The 17,869-nt window shown below is 63.2% G+C and carries 22 protein-coding genes and 1 pseudogene; 6 read left to right on the top strand and 17 right to left on the bottom strand.

Features of this window, described 5'->3' with window-relative positions; genetic code table 11:
- The first annotated feature begins 5 nt into the window (after positions 1 to 5).
- Positions 6 to 1,493 carry an HWE histidine kinase domain-containing protein gene (locus SO156_RS29825; protein WP_458150608.1) on the top strand — a complete coding sequence of 496 codons (1,488 nt, stop codon included), beginning with the start codon at positions 6 to 8 and terminating at the stop codon, positions 1,491 to 1,493.
- 119 nt (positions 1,494 to 1,612) lie between these two features.
- Here the strand turns inward: SO156_RS29825 and SO156_RS29820 are convergent, their stop codons facing one another.
- On the bottom strand, positions 1,613 to 1,834 hold the full coding sequence (locus SO156_RS29820) for a hypothetical protein (RefSeq protein ID WP_458150607.1): 222 nt from the start codon (positions 1,832 to 1,834) through the stop codon (positions 1,613 to 1,615).
- Between the two features lie 160 nt (positions 1,835 to 1,994).
- On the opposite strand from SO156_RS29820, the gene SO156_RS29815 reads away from it, so the two are divergent.
- A complete protein-coding gene (locus SO156_RS29815; protein WP_498537256.1) occupies positions 1,995 to 2,252 on the top strand; it encodes a hypothetical protein in 258 nt (85 codons plus the stop codon).
- Between the two features lie 96 nt (positions 2,253 to 2,348).
- Positions 2,349 to 2,576, top strand: a complete 228-nt coding sequence (locus SO156_RS29810; RefSeq protein ID WP_498537255.1) for a hypothetical protein — start codon at positions 2,349 to 2,351, stop codon at positions 2,574 to 2,576.
- Positions 2,577 to 2,651: 75 nt separating this feature from the next.
- On the opposite strand, the gene SO156_RS29805 is transcribed toward SO156_RS29810, so the two are convergent.
- The 3 genes from SO156_RS29805 to SO156_RS29795 are packed head-to-tail and all read right to left on the bottom strand — an operon-like array spanning position 2,652 to position 3,361.
- Entirely contained in the window at positions 2,652 to 2,852 is a 201-nt protein-coding gene (locus SO156_RS29805; RefSeq protein WP_498537254.1) for a hypothetical protein, read from the bottom strand.
- Between the two features lie 60 nt (positions 2,853 to 2,912).
- Positions 2,913 to 3,119, bottom strand: coding sequence for a hypothetical protein (locus SO156_RS29800; RefSeq protein WP_498537253.1), 207 nt, complete (start codon positions 3,117 to 3,119; stop codon positions 2,913 to 2,915).
- 17 nt (positions 3,120 to 3,136) lie between these two features.
- Entirely contained in the window at positions 3,137 to 3,361 is a 225-nt protein-coding gene (locus tag SO156_RS29795) for a hypothetical protein (RefSeq protein WP_498537252.1), read from the bottom strand.
- 115 nt (positions 3,362 to 3,476) lie between these two features.
- Between SO156_RS29795 and SO156_RS29790 the strand changes: the two genes are divergently transcribed.
- A complete protein-coding gene (locus tag SO156_RS29790; protein WP_458150601.1) occupies positions 3,477 to 3,671 on the top strand; it encodes a DUF3072 domain-containing protein in 195 nt (64 codons plus the stop codon).
- A gap of 9 nt (positions 3,672 to 3,680) precedes the next feature.
- Here SO156_RS29790 and SO156_RS29785 read toward each other — a convergent pair whose 3' ends face one another.
- Together SO156_RS29785 and SO156_RS29780 are read right to left on the bottom strand one after the other, a co-directional pair.
- Positions 3,681 to 3,884 carry a hypothetical protein gene (locus tag SO156_RS29785; RefSeq protein ID WP_498537251.1) on the bottom strand — a complete coding sequence of 68 codons (204 nt, stop codon included), beginning with the start codon at positions 3,882 to 3,884 and terminating at the stop codon, positions 3,681 to 3,683.
- 63 nt (positions 3,885 to 3,947) lie between these two features.
- Positions 3,948 to 4,678 (bottom strand): annotated as a pseudogene (locus SO156_RS29780) (PQQ-dependent sugar dehydrogenase); the annotation flags it as partial.
- A gap of 50 nt (positions 4,679 to 4,728) precedes the next feature.
- Between SO156_RS29780 and SO156_RS29775 the strand changes: the two are divergent.
- Positions 4,729 to 4,977 carry a DUF6496 domain-containing protein gene (locus SO156_RS29775; RefSeq protein ID WP_498537250.1) on the top strand — a complete coding sequence of 83 codons (249 nt, stop codon included), beginning with the start codon at positions 4,729 to 4,731 and terminating at the stop codon, positions 4,975 to 4,977.
- Positions 4,978 to 5,035: 58 nt separating this feature from the next.
- Here the strand turns inward: SO156_RS29775 and SO156_RS29770 are convergent, their stop codons facing one another.
- A complete protein-coding gene (locus SO156_RS29770) occupies positions 5,036 to 5,398 on the bottom strand; it encodes a hypothetical protein (RefSeq protein WP_458150598.1) in 363 nt (120 codons plus the stop codon).
- A gap of 429 nt (positions 5,399 to 5,827) precedes the next feature.
- On the bottom strand, positions 5,828 to 7,396 hold the full coding sequence (locus SO156_RS29765; RefSeq protein ID WP_458150597.1) for a Do family serine endopeptidase: 1,569 nt from the start codon (positions 7,394 to 7,396) through the stop codon (positions 5,828 to 5,830).
- 204 nt (positions 7,397 to 7,600) lie between these two features.
- On the opposite strand from SO156_RS29765, the gene SO156_RS29760 reads away from it, so the two are divergent.
- Positions 7,601 to 8,437, top strand: coding sequence for a universal stress protein (locus tag SO156_RS29760; protein WP_498537249.1), 837 nt, complete (start codon positions 7,601 to 7,603; stop codon positions 8,435 to 8,437).
- Between the two features lie 16 nt (positions 8,438 to 8,453).
- Here the strand turns inward: SO156_RS29760 and SO156_RS29755 are convergent, their stop codons facing one another.
- The 9 genes from SO156_RS29755 to SO156_RS29715 all read right to left on the bottom strand — a co-directional run bounded on the left by SO156_RS29755 (position 8,454) and on the right by SO156_RS29715 (position 17,861).
- The gene (locus tag SO156_RS29755) at positions 8,454 to 8,666 is read right to left on the bottom strand and encodes a hypothetical protein (protein ID WP_458150595.1); all 213 of its coding nucleotides are present in this window, start codon (positions 8,664 to 8,666) and stop codon (positions 8,454 to 8,456) included.
- Positions 8,667 to 9,123: 457 nt separating this feature from the next.
- The gene (gene rpe / locus SO156_RS29750) at positions 9,124 to 9,861 is read right to left on the bottom strand and encodes a ribulose-phosphate 3-epimerase (RefSeq protein WP_498537248.1); all 738 of its coding nucleotides are present in this window, start codon (positions 9,859 to 9,861) and stop codon (positions 9,124 to 9,126) included.
- Positions 9,858 to 10,790, bottom strand: coding sequence for a CbbX protein (gene cbbX, locus SO156_RS29745; RefSeq protein ID WP_498537247.1), 933 nt, complete (start codon positions 10,788 to 10,790; stop codon positions 9,858 to 9,860). Before cbbX ends, rpe begins: the two co-directional genes overlap by 4 nt.
- A 101-nt stretch (positions 10,791 to 10,891) precedes the next feature.
- Entirely contained in the window at positions 10,892 to 11,299 is a 408-nt protein-coding gene (locus tag SO156_RS29740; RefSeq protein ID WP_458150592.1) for a ribulose bisphosphate carboxylase small subunit, read from the bottom strand.
- An 11-nt stretch (positions 11,300 to 11,310) separates the two neighbouring features.
- Positions 11,311 to 12,771 carry a form I ribulose bisphosphate carboxylase large subunit gene (locus SO156_RS29735; protein WP_458150591.1) on the bottom strand — a complete coding sequence of 487 codons (1,461 nt, stop codon included), beginning with the start codon at positions 12,769 to 12,771 and terminating at the stop codon, positions 11,311 to 11,313.
- Between the two features lie 36 nt (positions 12,772 to 12,807).
- Positions 12,808 to 13,893 carry a class II fructose-bisphosphate aldolase gene (gene fba, locus SO156_RS29730; RefSeq protein WP_498537246.1) on the bottom strand — a complete coding sequence of 362 codons (1,086 nt, stop codon included), beginning with the start codon at positions 13,891 to 13,893 and terminating at the stop codon, positions 12,808 to 12,810.
- Between the two features lie 32 nt (positions 13,894 to 13,925).
- Entirely contained in the window at positions 13,926 to 14,933 is a 1,008-nt protein-coding gene (gap, locus tag SO156_RS29725) for a type I glyceraldehyde-3-phosphate dehydrogenase (protein ID WP_498537245.1), read from the bottom strand.
- On the bottom strand, positions 14,930 to 16,960 hold the full coding sequence (tkt, locus tag SO156_RS29720; RefSeq protein WP_498537244.1) for a transketolase: 2,031 nt from the start codon (positions 16,958 to 16,960) through the stop codon (positions 14,930 to 14,932). Before tkt ends, gap begins: the two co-directional genes overlap by 4 nt.
- A 25-nt stretch (positions 16,961 to 16,985) precedes the next feature.
- The gene (locus SO156_RS29715) at positions 16,986 to 17,861 is read right to left on the bottom strand and encodes a phosphoribulokinase (protein ID WP_498537243.1); all 876 of its coding nucleotides are present in this window, start codon (positions 17,859 to 17,861) and stop codon (positions 16,986 to 16,988) included.
- Positions 17,862 to 17,869 lie beyond the last annotated feature (8 nt).

The raw sequence follows: 17,869 nt of genomic DNA, 5'->3' as shown, positions 1-17,869 counted from the left end.
CGAGTATGGACCACGAAAAGGTCAACATCCTCCTCGTCGACGACCAGCCGGCCAAGCTGCTCGCCTACGAGGTGATTCTGAAGGACCTCGGCGAGAACCTCGTGATCGCCTCGTCCGGTCGGGAGGCGCTGGAAATTTTGCTGAAGAGCGAGATTGCGGTGATCCTGGTCGACGTCTGCATGCCCGAGCTCGACGGCTTCGAGCTCGCGGCAATGATCCGCGAGCATCCGCGCTTCCAGAAGATCGCGATGATCTTCATCTCGGCAATCCAGGTATCCGACATCGATCGCCTGCGCGGTTACGAGATGGGCGCGGTCGACTACGTTCCGGTGCCGGTCGTTCCGGAGGTGCTGCGCGCCAAGATCAAGGTGTTCGCCGAGCTCTACCGCAAGACCCGCGAGCTCGAGCGGCTGAACCGGGAACTGGAGGATCGGGTTCGCGCGCGCACCGCCGAGCTTGAAAGCTCCACCGCCAAGCTGCTCGAAAGCGAGCAGCGGCGCAGCATGGCGATTGCCGCTGGCAAAATGGGGTCCTGGGACTGGGACTGGGTCAACGGCGACTGGATGTGGGACGAAGGACAGTATCGTATTTTCGGCGTCACCCCGGAGGCGTTCTACGTCACCTCGGCCAGCGTGCAGGCGCTGCTGCACCCCGATGACGTCGACCAGTTCCGCAAGGCGATCGCCGAATTCAACACGGGCACGCGCGCCTATGAAGCCGAATTCCGTATTCAGCGGCCAGATGGCGAGGTGCGCTGGTGCGTCGGAACGGCGGCGGCAACGCTGGACGGAGACGGACGCGTGGTGCGAGTGAGTGGCGTCACCGTCGACATCACCGAGCGCAAGCGCGCCGAGGAGCGGCAGAACCTGCTCGCTCGCGAAGTCGATCACCGCGCCAAGAACGCCCTGGCGCTCGCGCAATCAATCGTCCGGCTGACCCGCGCCGACGACGTCAAGACCTACGTCAATGCAGTCGAAGGACGTATCAATGCACTGGCGCGCGTGCACACCATCCTGTCGCTGTCGAGCTGGCAGGGCGCGGAGATCAAAAAGCTGATCGAAGAGGAGCTCGCGCCCTATTCGCTTGGCGGCCAGATCCGTCTGTCGGGTCCCGAAGTGCAGCTCGCCCCTGCTACCGCGCAAACGCTAGCGCTGGCACTGCACGAGCTGTTTACCAATTCGGCCAAATACGGCGCGCTGTCGACGCGGTCGGGGCGGCTTGCGATCGGCTGGGAGGTGAGTGGCGAGATGCTCGCGCTGACCTGGGAGGAATCCGGCGGGCCGCTGGTCAGGCAGCCGAAGGTGCGCGGCTTCGGCACCAAGAGCCTGCTCGCGAGCGTCGAGTCCCAGCTCGGCGGACAGGCGCAATTCGATTGGCGCGCCGAGGGGCTGCTGTGCCGCCTCGAAGTGCCACTGACAGGAAAGGCGACGCTGCCGGCAGCCGGAAATTTCGACGCAGCGATCGCCGGCGAATTGCAGCGCGCCTCAGGCTAAAGCGCGATTGGGATGAATCGTCGTCGCGCTCCAGGTTGTTGTTTGACCATGATCCCCGCGCAAACGCGTTCCGCGTTTGTCGCGAGGGAAAACCGCTCCACACTTTTCCGGTTCACGCTCTAGCGTCGGGCGCGCACCCTCACCGCCTGCATCTGCAACGGCGCATCCGCGATGCGCCCCTCGAGCCAGGCTTCGTTCCGCTCCAGATCGCGCAATGCCATCGCGTAGCTGCGCGCGGCGCGCTGCTCCGCGCCACGCGGCAGCGTGCGCGCCTTGCGCAGCATTTCCGCCGCTGCGTTGCGATAGGCAAGGGAGCGGTACAGATAAATCACCTTTCCCATGATCAAGCTTTCCTTGTCGTTGCTTCGGTCCCGATCTTCTCAGGCCTTGCATGAACGCCACCTGAAAATCGCGCAAGATGAACATTTATTCAGGCAGATACGGCGTTCTAGGAACTCGCGATGATCCGGCGCGTTCTCAGAATGATTGTCGAGGACGACAATGCGCACGCGAAAATCGCCACGTTTGGTTTCGACGGCAGGCGCCATCACGCTGATGACGCAGGCGATGATGGGTGCGGCCCTCGGGCTCACCTTTGGCCTCGCGCTCGTGCTCCTCAATCCGGCCGTCGCGGCGCTGCTCAGAGACGGTGGAAGCCCGGCCATTTTCGTGTTCGTCATCGCACTCGTGACGAGCTTTGCGATCGGCGCAACACTGACCGGCGCGGTCTTTGTTCTCATGGATGACAAGGAAACTTGAAGCACGCGTGACGGCGCATGTTGCGCTGGCACTGGAACTCCCGCGCTTAATCGCTGTTGGCTCCCTGCATCAATTTAACTCAAGGGAGTTCCGCGCATGAACAAAACAAAACTCGCCTTAGCGATGATCATGGCCATGGGCCTCGCCGCCGCGCCATTGGCTGCCCAAGCCAAAACGCACAAGAAGCACCATTCCTCCACGACGTCGTCGCAGACCACGACGGGCGCGAACATGAAGTCGAGCGGCGGCGGAGCCGCCAATCCGTCGAGCCAGGGCAATGTCGGCCCGGGCACCAATCAGGCCGGCAGTATGAACTCGAAGTGAGCGCATTCGCGCCACCCGCGAAAGCCCCGCCTCCGCGGGGCTTTCTTCTTGATCGGCAGGATGCGAGGCACGCCGCTAGGGCCACATTGTCGGCGCGCGATTGAGCGCGTCCCGGCCAGCACGCCTCAGTTCGTCGGGCGAGCAGCAGCCCATCCGGATCATCTCGAGAACTGTCGCGGCGACGCGTTCGCGCGCGGCCGTCTCGACTGCAGGGATACCCGCGCAGACCTCATCAAGAACCGCGCGCAGCAGAGCTGTCGTCTGGATGTCCGACATCGGAAGACTCCCGCACGTCACGAGACGTGACTGACTTAGCCGCGTCGGATGTCAGGCATGTTAAGATTTGAGGTCGGTACGAGACGGCGCTGCGCCTTGCGGCTCGCACTTCACCAGGGCTTCGAGTGTCGCGCGCTTGCGCGCGATCAAAAGCAGGGCTGCGGCATCGTCGAGGCCTGCACGCTGCAACTGGCGAATGGCCGAGCCCAGCTCGAGAATCTCGGCACGCAGTTTCAGAATCCGGTACGAGTCCGGGTCCTCATCCACGGCGAGCCTCCGAAAGTCTAAGGACGCGCGGCGATGCGCACCGGTTTGCCCGCATTGTTCGCCCCGGCGCGGAGACTCACCCGCTCACCGATATTGGGCAGAAGATCACCACCGCCGGCCGCCTTCCAGTCGGCGATCAGCCGCTTCATGTCGAGGCGCAATCCGAGCAATCGAAGCGCGCTTTCGCTGCAATCGCGATCGCGATCGATGAGGTCGCGCACCGACGCCTCAAGGCCGATCATCTCCGACCTTAATGCACTGATTTTACAACGAATTTCATTAATTCTGTTGTCCATGGCTTGTTAGAACAAAATAAGAACATATAGTCAAGTCACGATTCAGGCATGGAGAGTGGAAATGCGAGTGGAAGGTAAATACGACGCCAAGGATTTCCTTGCCGTGCAGATGACCCGGGCTCAGGTCCTGCGGCTGAGGCGGCTGAGCGAGGAGGCCTATCAGCCCGGCCAGTATGCGAGAGATCTCAGCTTCGACGAGGCAGCAAAACGCATCCAGGCGCTGGAGGCCGAGATCGAGCTTGCCAATTCGTTCTGACCTGCCGGGTCACGTCCGCGCAAAGGCTTCCTTGAGGAAGCAGAGCCCGTCATAGGTGAGCCGCGCCTCGCCGGTCTCCCCTCTGGCGATCTCCGCTTCGAGGAAAGTCTCTAGCTCAGGGAGCGTGCGTTCGAACTTGTCGCGCGCGCCCATCATCTCGCAGGTCTCGCGGATGCGTTCGAACGGCTTGTCGAGGATATTGATCATGACCATGGCGGTTAATCCGCACTGCTGCCGGTCCGTTCCGCGCGGGATGGTTTTGTTCTCCCTCGCGCCTCAACCGCTGGCGGTCACGCGCCAGACGGTGTTGCCGGAATCATCCGCAATCAGAAGCGCGCCGGATTTGTCGACCGCCAGCCCTACCGGACGCCCGCGCGCCTTGTTGTCGCTGTCGAGAAAGCCGGTCACGACGTCCTGTGCCTTGCCGTCGGATTGGCCGTTCCTGAACGGTACGTACACGACCTTGTAGCCATTGAGCGTCTGGCGATTCCAGCTCCCGTGCTCGCCGACGAAGGCGCCGCCGCGGTAGCTCTCCGGCAGCGCGCTGGCTGTGTAGAAGGCAAGACCCAGGGCAGCGACATGCGAGCTAAGCGCATAGTCGGGTACGATCGCATTCTCCACGAGATCCGGCCGCTGCGGCTGAACGCGTGGATCGAGATGCTTGCCATAATAACTGTAAGGCCAGCCGTAGAAGCCGCCGTCCCTCACCGAGGTCAGATCGTCGGGCACGAGATCGGGGCCGAGCTCGTCGCGCTCGTTGACGATGGTCCAGAGCTTTCCGCTCTGCGGTTCGAAGCCGAGCCCGGTCGGATTTCGAAAACCTTTCGCGAACAGGCGCGAGCTCCCGACTCGCGATCGACCTCCCAGATCGCGGCCCGATCGCGCTCGGCGCCGATCCCGTTCTCGACGATATTGCTGTTGGAGCCGACGCCGACATAGAGCTTCGAGCCGTCCGCGCTGGCGATCATCGCCTTGGTCCAGTGGTGGTCGATCGGGCCGCCCGGCAGACGGAACCATGCATATGCGGAATGGTTCTGTTCTTGAAGAGAGGATGCTCATGGCACGCAAGGTAAAGAAACGGCGCTACTCGAGGAGCTCCGGCAAGGATGTCGAAAGCGAAATGCGCCGCTACAAAAAAGGCACGGCCAAGAGCGGCCGTGGCGGCCGCGGTGGACGCGTGAAGAGCCGCAAGCAGGCGATCGCGATCGGCCTGTCGAAGGCGCGCAAGAAGGGCAAGAAGGTCCCGAAGAAGACATCGAAGCGGAAGAGCTCGAAGAAGAAGTCGAGTAAGAAGCGGTCACGGTGATACGACATTCGACGGCGCGCGAAGCTCTCGTGCGCCGCGCAATGTCGATGCGTTCCTTTTAGATCATCGTGCCGGGCATGAAGCAGCGGATCGAAATGCCGAACGCCGTTTTCACCGGCCAAACCATGGTTCGCCCCGCCCGGTTGGGCTCGGTGATAACCGCCTCATCGGGCACCTCGACCCACTGACCATCGATGCGCACGCGATAGTGCCCCCCATACGATTCCCAATCGGGGTCGGCGACAGCCACGCCATCGGCATCTGAGCAGCATGGACCCAGGTGGCTGCGCAGACTGTCGAACCATGGCTTGAGCGGCGAATCCGTAAAGCGTCCGTCGTCGCGACCCAGCGCGCTTTGGGTGCAGAGCACAAGCGGCATGAGCAGCAACGCGCCCCGGCTGAAGGCCTTCAATCGATCCATCGTTGGCACCGATCCCTGACGAGGTCCAGTTCCACAAAGCGACACCCCCTCCGGGAGTTCCGCTGATGAAACCAACCTTCGCCCGCCGAGCCGCAAAGGGCGACTCGCGACCGCCTTGAGTGAATGTGAATTTTTGGGCCGAACCCAGTCAGCAACAGATCCGTTAACGCGAATGTTATCGGACGCTGCTGGTTTTATCCCCCAAATGAGCGGCTTTGTTTCTGGCCGGGCGACGTAGCCGCCGGCGGGATCGGCGGTGCAATCGGAACGTCAGGCGCGATAGCGACCGCACCATTCCGCGGCGGGTAACGCGAACCCGGCATGACCTATATCGGCCGAGACGGGTTGCGACACTGCTGTTGGTAAGCCGAGCCGATGCGAAAGAGGCGGCCGCGAGGCCGCCTCTTTTTTTGTGCGAACTTTCTTTGCTTAGGCGAGCGGCACCGCGACGAACTTCGTCGCCTCCGCGCTCTTCACCTGCAACAGCACGCTGCGCTTGCCAGCGGATTTCGCCTGCTTCAGCTCAGTCCGGACGTCGTCGATGCTGGCGACAGCCTTGCCACCAACATTGAGGATGACGTCGCCGGTCTGGATGCCGTGGCTCGCCGCGGGGCCTTCCGGATCAACGGATGTGACGACGACACCCTTCTGGCCCGCGCCCTGCACGTCCCCGGCCGGAGCGAGGCTGAGGCCGAGACGCGGCGTTCCCGCGGTCGGCTGACCTTCGTCCGCCTTGTCATTCGCCTTCGCCTGACGCTCGTTCGGAAGCTGGCCGAGGTTCACGCTCACGGTCTTGCTCTCGCCCTTGTGCCAGACGTCGAGCTTCACCGAGCTGCCCGGCGCCATCGTGCCGATAGTACGGGCGAGATCGCGCGAGTCCTTGATCGCGGTGCCGTTGACGGCGGTGATGACGTCACCGGCCTCGATGCCGGCCTTGGACGCCGGGCTGTTGTCCTGGGGCGTGTCGACGATCGCGCCGCGGGCTTCCTTCAGCCCGAGACTGTCGGCGATATCAGCCGTCACCGGCTGCACCTGGACGCCGAGCCAGCCGCGCGTGACCGAGCCGTTGTCCTTGAGCTGGGCGACGACGAGCTTTGCGGTATTGGCCGGAATGTCGAAGCCGATGCCGACCGAGCCGCCAGACGGCGAGAAGATCGCAGTGTTCACGCCGATCACGTTGCCGTTCATGTCGAAGGCCGGACCGCCGGAATTGCCCTTGTTGATGGGCGCGTCGATCTGGATGTAATCGTCATAGGGACCTGCGCCGATGTCGCGGCCATTGGCCGAGACGATGCCCGCCGTCACCGTGCCGCCGAGGCCGAACGGGTTACCGACGGCAACCACCCAGTCGCCGATCCGCGGGCGCTGCTCGGAGAATTTCACGAACGGAAAGTCCTTCTTGCCGTCGACCTTGATCAGCGCGAGGTCGGTCTTCGGATCCGTGCCGACAACCTTGGCCGTGTAGATCGTGCCGTCGTCCGCCGTCACCTGCACGGACTGGGCGTGGTCGACGACGTGATTGTTGGTCACCGCATAGCCGTCGGCCGAGATGAAGAAGCCCGAGCCTTCACCGGTAATCACGCGGTGGCGCTGTGGCATGCCGTTGGGCATCTGCTGCATGCCCTTGGGCAGACGGAACCCGAACTCCTTTGGGAGTTGATCGAACGGAGAATCCTCGTCCGAATCCATCCGGTTCTGCTGCAGCATCGCGTTCTTGTCGTCGGTCTGGTCGATCTTGACGCGCACCGAGATCACGGCGGGCTTCACCTTGGCCACCAGATCGGCAAAGCCGGGCGGGGTCGGCGTCGTCTCGGCAGCGAGCGCAGGCGATGTGAAGGAAGCGCCGTTGAACGGCGAATATCCGTTCGGCGCAGCAGCGAGCACCGCAACGCCGAGCGCGGCCACGGTGCCGAGCAGCGCGGCCCGCCGGGATTTCAGGATGGCGCGCAGCTTGGCCGCGCCGGGACGGGCAGAGTCGGAATTGATGTGATCATTCATGTCGAAATGTCCATGTTGGATGAGCAGTCGCCTTGCTCCAAACATTGACCACGCAACATTACGATGTCCCGTCCACGCGATTAATTCTTGGCAAAGAAAGCTGCGACGTGCCGCCGCGGGTGGCAGGCTTGATGCAGGTCAACGCGCATCGATGGATCGGTGAAAAATTACGGCGTGGAAATGATCTCCGCCGGAGGCGCGGCCATGTTCAAAGACATTCTCGTCCACATCCCGACCGAACGCCCAATGCGCCCGGTCATCGACGGCGCGGTGTCGCTCGCAGCAGGCTTCAACGCCCATCTCGATGCGGTCTCGGTCGGCTATGTCGCAACCAGTACGGCCTATGTGATGGAAGGCGGCGCGGCGGTGGCTGCCGTGTTCGAGATGGAGCGCGAGCGCGCGGTAGAGCGCGCAGAGACGGCGCTCACGGTATTCGAGACGGAAGCCGGGCATGCGGGCATTTCCCATCACTGCCACCCGGTCGGTGCGATCCCGGCGGAAGCGATCGACATGGTCGGCGTGATGGCACGCGTCCACGACCTCTGCATCGTGCTACAGCCCGATGCAGAGCATGGATCCTTCGACAGCGACCTGCCACAGGAGATCTTGTTCCAAGCGGGTGGGCCGGTGTTGTTCCTGCCACATATCTTCCGCGGCACCTTCAAGACACGGCGGATCGGCGTTGCCTGGGATGGCAGCCGCGTCGCGGCGCGCGCGTTGCGCGACGCGATGCCGTTCCTGTCGCGGGCCGGGGAGATCGTCATCATGACGGTGAACGAGTCGACGTCAGCACCCGGCGCGGCTTCTGCAGATCAGCTCGCAAGACATCTGGCACGGCTCGGGCTGGAAGCCCGCATCGTCGGTCTGTCGGCGAGCCGCGCCGACATTCAACCGACCATCCTGTCACTCGCGGCCGATGAGAGCCTCGATCTGCTGATAATGGGCGGCTACGGCCACTCGCGTTTGCAGGAGCGCGTGCTGGGCGGCGTTACCCGCGCCATGCTGCAAACCATGACGGTCCCGACGCTAATGTCGCATTAGCGGACTAGCCTGCGCCTCAAGCGGCTGCGGTGTGCTGCCAATCTGCCGGGGCTGCTGCGTCGTCAGAGCCCTGTGTATTGCAAGCGTCGAAGTGAGCCTTCAGCTCGGCTTCGGCGAGATGTTCGAAATGCTCGGCCTGGCCGAGAAGATCCCAGCTTTGCAGGGGTCGATATGCCGCCTGCTGACGGCACAGGGACGCCAGAGCACGGTACCGACGCACGTTCTCCATGAGAATCTCCCACCTTGGCTATGCCCGGCTTATTTCGCCGGTTTGCGTCACACTCATTGCATTCGTGCGAAACATTTGCTGCGTCGATCACTCCTTCCTTGAAAGAGTTAACGCGGATCTTGGCCCGTTGGCATTGCCCTGGGTCAAACTTTGGGGAAAGTTTCGCCGAAACCTGAATCCTTACATGCCACAAAGTTGCGGCATCTGTGGGGCAAGTCACAGCCAAATGCAGCAATTTTCGGTATGGGTTTCTTTGTATGGCCGCAAACAAGGTAACGGCGGTACACATAGGCTGCGGCAGATCTGCATACAGCCCTGCGACTTCGCGAGCCGCACGGAACTGGAACCGGCGGCTCTTTCATTTGGAGCGGTGCTATCGCATCCAAATACCTTTCGATCAGGTGGTTACCCGACCAGGTAGCCCTGCACCGCCCCGAAGGCGGCGAGTGACCCGCGGTTATTGAACCAACTCGCTCTCGCCAGCCCGCACCAGCGAAGCCGAACTCAATTGCCGCTTCGGAACCCGGCCGGCTTCCGCAGCACCGCGGATCGCTGCAATGTTGCTCGCGTAGTCGGCACTGCCGTTGCCGAGGAACACCGCCGATCCCGCCACCAGCGTATCCGCGCCGGCAGCCGCAACGAGGGCCGCGTTGTCGCGCGTGACGCCGCCATCGACCTGGAGCCGGATCGGCCGGTCGCCGATCATCGCGCGGATGCGCTGGATCTTCTCGATCTGCGATCCCAAGAACGATTGCCCGCCGAAGCCCGGATTGACCGTCATCACCAGGATCAGGTCGACGCGATCGAGCAGATATTCGATCGCAGCTTCCGGCGTTGCCGGGCACAGGCTCACGCCGGCCTTCTTGCCGAGCGCGCGGATCGCCTGCAACGAGCGATCGAGATGCGGGCCGGCTTCGGCATGGACCGTGATGATGTCGGCACCGGCTTTCGCGAAGGCTTCGAGATAGGTATCGGTCGGCGCGATCATGAGATGAACGTCGAACGTCTTGGTCGTGAACGGCCTGATCGCCTTGATCACGTCGGCGCCAAAGCTGATGTTGGGCACAAAATGCCCATCCATCACGTCGCAATGGATCCAGTCCGCTCCAGCCGCATCGATCGCGGCGATCTCCTCACCGAGCCTTGCAAAGTTGGCCGCAAGGATCGAGGGGGCGATGACGATCTCGGGGGTCATGGCTTCGCGCTCTGCTCACCCGCCACGCCGCTGAACACGCGGCTTGCCAGCACGTCCGAAGAATCGATGGTCTCCAGGTCCGCAATCCCAAGCGCGCGATCGAGATCGGCAACCAGCCGGTCGGCCTGACGCAACCGGATGCGATCGACTGCGTTGCGGATCGAGCGCGCATTTGAGAAGAACGGCTGCGTCCGGCGCAGCGCGATGTACCTTTCAAAGGCCTCGCGCGCGGCACTCGAGAAGCGATATCCCCGCTCCTGCAACATCAAGTCTGCAATAAAGAGCAATTCCTGTTCGGAATAGTCGGGAAATTCGATGTGGTGGGCGATGCGCGAGCGGAAGCCTGGATTGGAGGCAAAGAAATTCGTCATCCGCTCGCCATAACCGGCGAGGATGACCACGAGGTCCTCACGCTGGTTCTCCATCACCTGGAGCAGGATCTCGATCGCCTCCTGGCCATAGTCGCGCTCATTGTCGGGACGATGCAGGTAGTAGGCCTCGTCGATGAACAACACGCCGCCCATTGCTTTCTTCAAGATCTCCTTCGTCTTCGGCGCAGTATGGCCAATGTATTGCCCGACGAGATCATCGCGCGTCACCGAGATCACCTGCCCGCGCCGCACGAAACCGAGGCCGTGAAGGATCTTTGCCATACGCAGCGCGACGGTGGTCTTGCCGGTACCCGGATTGCCGGTGAAGGACATGTGCAGCGTCGGCGGCGCGGCGACGAGGCCAGCGCGCTGGCGGATCCGCTCGATGAGGAGGAGCGAAGCGATCTGGCTCACCCGACCCTTCACCGGCTTCAGCCCGATCAGCTCCCGATCGAGCTCGCGCAGCGTCTCGGTGATGCCTGCCGCTTCGGTTTCCTTGCGGAGATCGAAAACGGCCTCGCTCGTCTCGGTGGCTTTTGCATGTGGCAGATCAAGCATGGCGCATCTCGAAGAAAAAGGGCTTCGCCGCGAATGGCAGCGAAGCAGTTGTCCGCCAAGGAAGCGGAGCAGGGAGAGCTCCGCGCGGAAACGAATGCTTTCTAAGCCGAAGCGTGTTCTGCCGGCTTGCGGATGGTGGTATAGCGGATCGCGCGGCCGGCAACCTCCTGCCGCACCAGCTCGAACGCGGCCTCCTGCTTCGGCCGGTTGACGAGGAAGGAGATTCGTACCGACTCCCAGCCGTGGCTGGAATCGAAGCCGCTGATGCGGATATAGCGGTCGCCATAAACCCTGCGGCATTCGGCCAGCTCCATCATCACGCCGGCGGCGTCCGCAAGATCGAACATCGGAAGACCCCACATCTCCCAATAGGTGTTGCGGGGATGCGGATCGTCGGTGAACTCGATGTTCACGGCCCAGCCATTGGCGAGGCAGTACTGCACCTGCTTGTAGATTTGATCGTCAGTGAGATCCGGCAGGTAGGAAAAACACCCTTGTGTCAGCTTCATCTCATGTCTCCTCAAACGGATTCCAGCGCCGTCGGCACGAAGTCCGGCGTATCGGTGGATTGATAGTTGAAGGTCACGTCCTTCCAGACCTCGAGCGCAGCCTTCAGCGGCGTGCAAGTCTGCGCCGCCTTGGCAAGGATCTCCGGCCCTTCGTGGACGTAATCGCGGCCCTCGTTGCGGGCGAGGATCATCGCTTCCAGCGCAACGCGGTTGGCTGTCGCGCCCGCAGCAATCCCCATGGGATGACCAATCGTGCCGCCGCCGAACTGCAGCACGACGTCTTCGCCCAAGAGGTCAAGCAACTGGTGCATCTGGCCGGCATGGATACCGCCTGAGGCCACTGGCATCATCTTGTTCAAGCTCGCCCAGGACTGATCGAAGAACAGGCCATGCTCGAGCCTCAAGGAATTGAAGTCCTCGCGACAGACGTCGTAATAGCCGCGCGTGGTGTTGGGATCACCTTCGAGCTTGCCGACCACAGTGCCGGCATGGATATGGTCGACGCCGGCAAGCCGCATCCATTTGGCGATGACGCGGAACGACACACCGTGGCTCTTCTGCCGTGTATAGGTCGAGTGACCGGCGCGGTGCAGATGCAGGATCATATCGTTGCGGCGCGCCCATTTCGCCATGGACTGAATCGCGGTGTAGCCGATGACGAGGTCGATCATGACGATGACCGAGCCAAGCTCCTTGGCGAACTCGGCGCGCTCATACATGTCCTCCATCGTGGCGGCTGTGACGTTGAGGTACGTGCCTTTCACCTCGCCCGAGGCGGCCTGCGCGCGGTTTACCGCCTCCATGCAATAGAGGAAGCGGTCGCGCCAATGCATGAAGGGCTGCGAGTTGATGTTCTCGTCATCCTTGGTGAAGTCGAGTCCACCTTTGAGTGCTTCGTAGACGACTCTGCCGTAGTTGCGCCCGGAGAGGCCGAGCTTCGGCTTCACCGTCGCTCCTAGCAGCGGCCGGCCGAACTTGTCGAGCCGCTCGCGCTCGACCACAATGCCGGTCGCGGGCCCCTGGAATGTCTTCACATAGGCGACCGGGAAGCGCATGTCCTCAAGCCGCAAAGCCTTCAGCGGCTTGAAGCCGAAGACATTGCCGATGATCGAGGCCGAGAGGTTCGCGATCGAGCCCGGCTCGAACAGGTCGAGGTCGTAGGCGATATAGGCGAAATACGAGCCCGGCGTGCCCGGCACCGGATCGACGCGGTAGCACTTGGCGCGATACTTCTCCGCTGCGGTGAGACGATCGGTCCATACCACCGTCCAGGTCGCGGTCGAGGATTCACCGGCCACGGCCGCCGAGGCCTCGATCGGGTCGACGCCCTCCTGTGGCGTCACCCGGAACAGCGCGATGACGTCGGTGTCCTTCGGCACATAGTCGGGCTCCCAATAGCCCATGCGCTTGTATTCCATGACGCCGGAGCGATAGCGCTCTTTGCCGCGAACCGTGCCTGCATGTGCGTTCATGTCTCTCTCCTGCTCTTCTCTGCTCTCTCTGATTGATTAGGCCGCGACGGATTCCCGGGCGTCGATGCGCGGGTCCAATTCGCCGGCGCGGTACCGCCGCGCCATCTCGCTCATGGGAATGACCTTGATCTTGCTTGCATGGCCTGCGGTGCCGAACTGCTCGAAGCGCTCGCGGCAGAGTTCGCGCATCGCATCCATCGCGGGTTTCAGGAATTTGCGTGGATCGAACTCGGAACGCGCCTGTGAAGCCACTTTGCGGAACACTGCGGTCATCGCCAGGCGGCAGTCGGTATCGATGTTGACCTTGCGCACGCCGCTCTTGATGCCGCGGACGATCTCCTCCACCGGCACGCCCCAGGTCTGCGGCATCTCGCCGCCGAACTGGTTGAACATGTCCTGGAGCGGTTGCGGCACCGACGAGGACCCATGCATGACGAGATGAGTATTCGGCAGCCGGCGATGAATCTCCTCGACCACCCGCATCGCCAGAATGTCGCCATCCGGCTTGCGGCTGAACTTGTAGGCGCCGTGCGAGGTGCCCATGGCGATCGCGAGCGCATCGACCTTGGTGGTGCGGACGAAATCGACGGCCTGATCGGGATCGGTCAGCAACTGGTCGTGGCTGACCTTGCCCTCGACGCCGTGGCCATCCTCCTGCTCGCCGCCGCCATGCTCGAGCGAGCCGAGCACACCGAGCTCGCCTTCCACGGAGGCGCCGACCCAGTGCGCGAGATCGACGACGCGGCGGGTGATCGCGACATTGTAGTCGTAGTCGGCCGCCGTCTTGGCGTCGGCCTTCAGCGAGCCGTCCATCATGACGGAGGTGAAGCCATGGGCGATTGCACTGGCACAGGTCGCCTCGTCATTGCCGTGGTCCTGGTGCATGCAGAGCGGTATGTCCGGATAGGTTCGCTCCAGCGCATCGATCATGTGCGAGAGCATGAGATCGCCCGCATAGCTGCGTGCGCCGCGCGAGGCCTGCATGATCACGGGCGCATCGACCTCGGCCGCCGCCTGCATGATCGCGATGCCCTGCTCCATGTTGTTGATGTTGAACGCCGGCACCGCGTAGCCATGGGTCGCGGCGTGATCGAGCAGTTGTCGAAGTGTAATGCGTGCCAAGGGACGTCTCCGTTCGTTTCTCGTCTTTCAGTTCAGATCAGCCGGCCTATCGCCACCGCCGTGTCGGCCATGCGATTGGAAAAGCCCCATTCGTTGTCGTACCAGCTCATCACCCGCACCAGATTGCCGTCCATGACCCTGGTCTGGTCGAGATGGACGATGCTGGAGCGTGGATCGTGGTTGAAGTCGGTTGAGACGTTGGGTGCATCGGTGACACCCAGAATGCCCTTGAGCCAGCCGTTCGCCGCGGCCTGCATGGCATCGTTGATTTCCTTCGCGCTGGTTGCGCGCCTGGCGACGAATTTGAAATCCACCGCCGAGACGTTCGGCGTCGGCACGCGGATCGCCACGCCATCGAGCTTGCCCTTGAGCTCCGGCAGGACCAGACCGACCGCCTTGGCCGCACCGGTCGAAGTCGGGATCATCGACAGCGCCGCGGCGCGGGCGCGATAGAGGTCCTTGTGGTAGGTATCGAGCGTCGGCTGGTCGCCGGTGTACGAATGGATCGTGGTCATGAAGCCTTTCTCGATCCCGACCGCTTCATCCAGCACCTGGGCGAGCGGCGCGAGGCAATTGGTCGAGCACGAGGCGTTGGAGACCACGACGTGGTCGCTCGTCAGCTTGAGATGGTTGACGCCGAACACGACGGTGAGGTCGACCTCGCTCGCGGGCGCCGAGACCAGCACGCGCTTGGCACCGGCCTGAAGATGTGCAGCCGCCTTGTCGCGTGAGGTGAAGAGCCCAGTACATTCGAGCGCGATGTCGATCCCGAGCGCGCGATGCGGCAGTTGCGCCGGATCCTTGATCGCGGTCACCTTGATCGGTCCAGCACCTATGTCGATGGTGTCACCATCAACCCTGACTTCGCCCGGGAAGCGGCCATGGACGGAGTCATACCGGAGCAGATGTGCATTTGTTTCGACCGGACCGAGGTCATTGATGGACACCACCTCGACGTCGTTGCGGCGGGACTCGGCGATCGCGCGCAGCACGTTGCGACCGATCCGCCCAAAACCGTTGATGGCCACACGCAAGCTCATGCTGCTTTTCCTTCCCTCGCGCGGGCGACCGAGCGCCTGGCCGCTTCCGCAACGCTCTGTGGTGTAATGTTGAACTCGCGATAGAGGACGGGCGCCGGCGCCGAGGCGCCGAAGCCGCGCATGCCGACGAATTCGCCGTCAGCGCCGATCCAGCGCGGCCAGTCGCCGAGGACGGCAGCCTCGATGCCGACGCGCGGCGCGGTGCCCAGCACGGCGGCGCGGTACTCTTCCCGCTGCTCCTCGAACAGTGCGAAGCATGGCGCCGAGACCACGGCCGCACGGATATGCTCGGTCGCGAGCAGGCGCGCGGCCTCGATCGCGATCGAAACCTCCGAGCCCGTTGCGATCAGCGTCACATCGCGGCCGCCGTCAGGCGCGACGACGAGATAAGCGCCGCGCGCGACGCGGTTCGTGCCGCGCGCATCGCTGCGAAAGGTCGGCAAAGCCTGGCGCGACAGGCACAGCACGGAGGGACGCCTCGTCGCTTCCAGCGCGCAGTCCCATGCCTCCAGCGTTTCCACGGCGTCGGCGGGACGAAACACCAGCAAATTTGGAATCACACGGAGCGCGGCGAGATGCTCGACCGGCTGGTGCGTCGGGCCATCTTCGCCAAGACCGATGGAGTCATGGGTCATTACGTGGATGACACGCAGCCGCATCAGGGCTGCAAGCCGGATGGCCGGCCGGCTGTAGTCGGAGAAGGCGAGGAACGTGCCGCCATAGGGGATGAAGCCGCCATGCAGCGCGATGCCGTTCATCGCGGCCGCCATGCCGTGCTCACGAATGCCGTAGTGGATGTAGTCGCCGGCAAACCGGCCGCCCGTGACGGGAACCTGCGTCTTCGCATGCGTCAGATTCGAATGGGTCAGATCCGCCGAGCCGCCGATCAGCCCCGGGATCGACGAGGCGATGCCGTCGAGCACCTGTTGCGAGGCCTGCCGGGTCGCAAGCTTCGGACGTTCGGTGGCAAAGCGCTCGCGCAACTTCGCCGACGCCTGGGCATAGGCGCTCGGCAGGGCCAGAACCTTGCCCTCGATGAACAGCTCGCGCTGCGCAGGGCTCGCACACTCGTAGCGATCGAGCCAGGCGAGGCGGTCGACCTGCCCGCGCTGCCCGATCATGCGCCACGCCTTCAGGATCGGAATCGGCACCACGAAGGGCTGATAGTCCCAGCCGAGAGTCCGACGCGCGGCCGCCGTCTGCTCGGTGCCGAGCGGCGCGCCATGAGCCTTCTCGGTCCCCTGGCGGTCTGGCGCGCCGTAGCCGATGATGGTTCGGCAGGCGATCAGCGACGGCCTTGCGGTTTGGCGCTCTTCCGCGATCGCCTGCGCGACCGCTTCCGGATCATGGCCGTCGATGCGACGCACCGACCAGCCGGAGGCGGCGAAGCGCGCGAGGTGATCGTCGGAGGTCGCAAGCGAGGTCGGCCCGTCGATGGAGATGCCGTTGTCGTCGAACAACACGATCATGCGACTGAGCTGGAGATGACCGGCGAGCGAGATCGCCTCCTGGCTGATGCCTTCCATCAGGCAGCCGTCGCCGGCGATCACGTAGGTGAAGTGATCGACGAGGCCGTCGCCATGATGCGCGTTGGCCATGCGCTCGGCGAGCGCCATGCCGACGGCAGTGGCAATCCCCTGCCCGAGCGGACCCGTTGTGGTCTCAACGCCCGGCGTGTGGCCATATTCCGGATGACCCGGCGTCTTCGAGCCCCATTGCCGGAACGCCCTGATGTCGTCGAGGCTGACGGCGCCGCCGATGAGATAGAGCAGCGCATAGAGCAGCATCGATCCGTGGCCAGCAGAAAGCACGAAGCGGTCACGGTCCGGCCAGTTCGGATGCGCGGCGTCGAATTTGAGGAAGCGCGAGAACAACACGGTCGCGACGTCGGCCATGCCCATGGGCAGGCCGGGATGGCCAGACTGCGATTGCTCGATGGCATCGACCGCGAGAAAGCGGACGGCGTTGGCGAGATCGGTATGGCTGACCGCGCTGAGGTCGGCTTCGGCATGAACCGAGATATTCATCGGATTCTCCCGTTGTCGTCGTGCATCACTTCATGCTTCGCTTGCGCTCGATGAGCTGCATGATCAAAGGCGTCAGAATGAGCTGCATCGCGAGATCGAGCTTGGCGCCGGGACAGACGATCGAGTTTGCACGCGACATGAAGCTGTGCGGCAGCATCGAGAGCAGATAGGGGAAGTCGATGCCGCGCGGGTTCTTGAAGCGGATCACGACCATCGATTCGTCCGGCGTCGGAATCCAGCGCGCGATGAAGGGATTGGACGTGTCGACCGTCGGCACGCGCTGGAAATTGATGTCGGTCTCGGTGAATTGCGGGCAGATGTAGTGGATGTAATCCGGCATCCGCCGCAAAATGGTGTCGGTGACCGCCTCGGTCGAATAGCCGCGCGCGCTACGGTCGCGGTGCAGCTTCTGGATCCATTCGAGATTGATGACGGGCACGACGCCGATCTTTAAGTCGGCATAGCGCGCGACATTGACCTTGTCGGTGACGACGGCACCGTGGAGGCCCTCATAGAACAAGAGGTCCGAATTTTCTGGCAACCGCTGCCATTCGGTGAAGGTGCCGGGAGGTGCGCCATGCAACACGGACTCCTCGGCGTCGTGGATATAGTGGCGCGTCACCGCGGTGCCGGCCTCGCCATAGTCGCGGAACGCCCGCTCCAGTTCCTCGAACAGATTGGTCTCGGGGCTGAAATGGCTGAAATGCTTGTTGCCGCGCTCGGCCTCTTTCGCCATCTGCGTGCGCATCTCGGCCCGGTCGTAGCGGTGGAACGCGTCGCCCTCGATGTAGACGGCGTTGACGCGCTCGCGGAAGAAGATCTGCTCAAAGGTCTTCTTGACCGAGGTCGTGCCGGCGCCGGAGGAGCCGGTGATCGAGATGATCGGATGCTTCCTGGACATGCGCTATC

The organism is Bradyrhizobium sp. UFLA05-125 (genome assembly GCF_059803515.1).
This window is presented reverse-complemented; position numbering and strand designations above follow the sequence as displayed.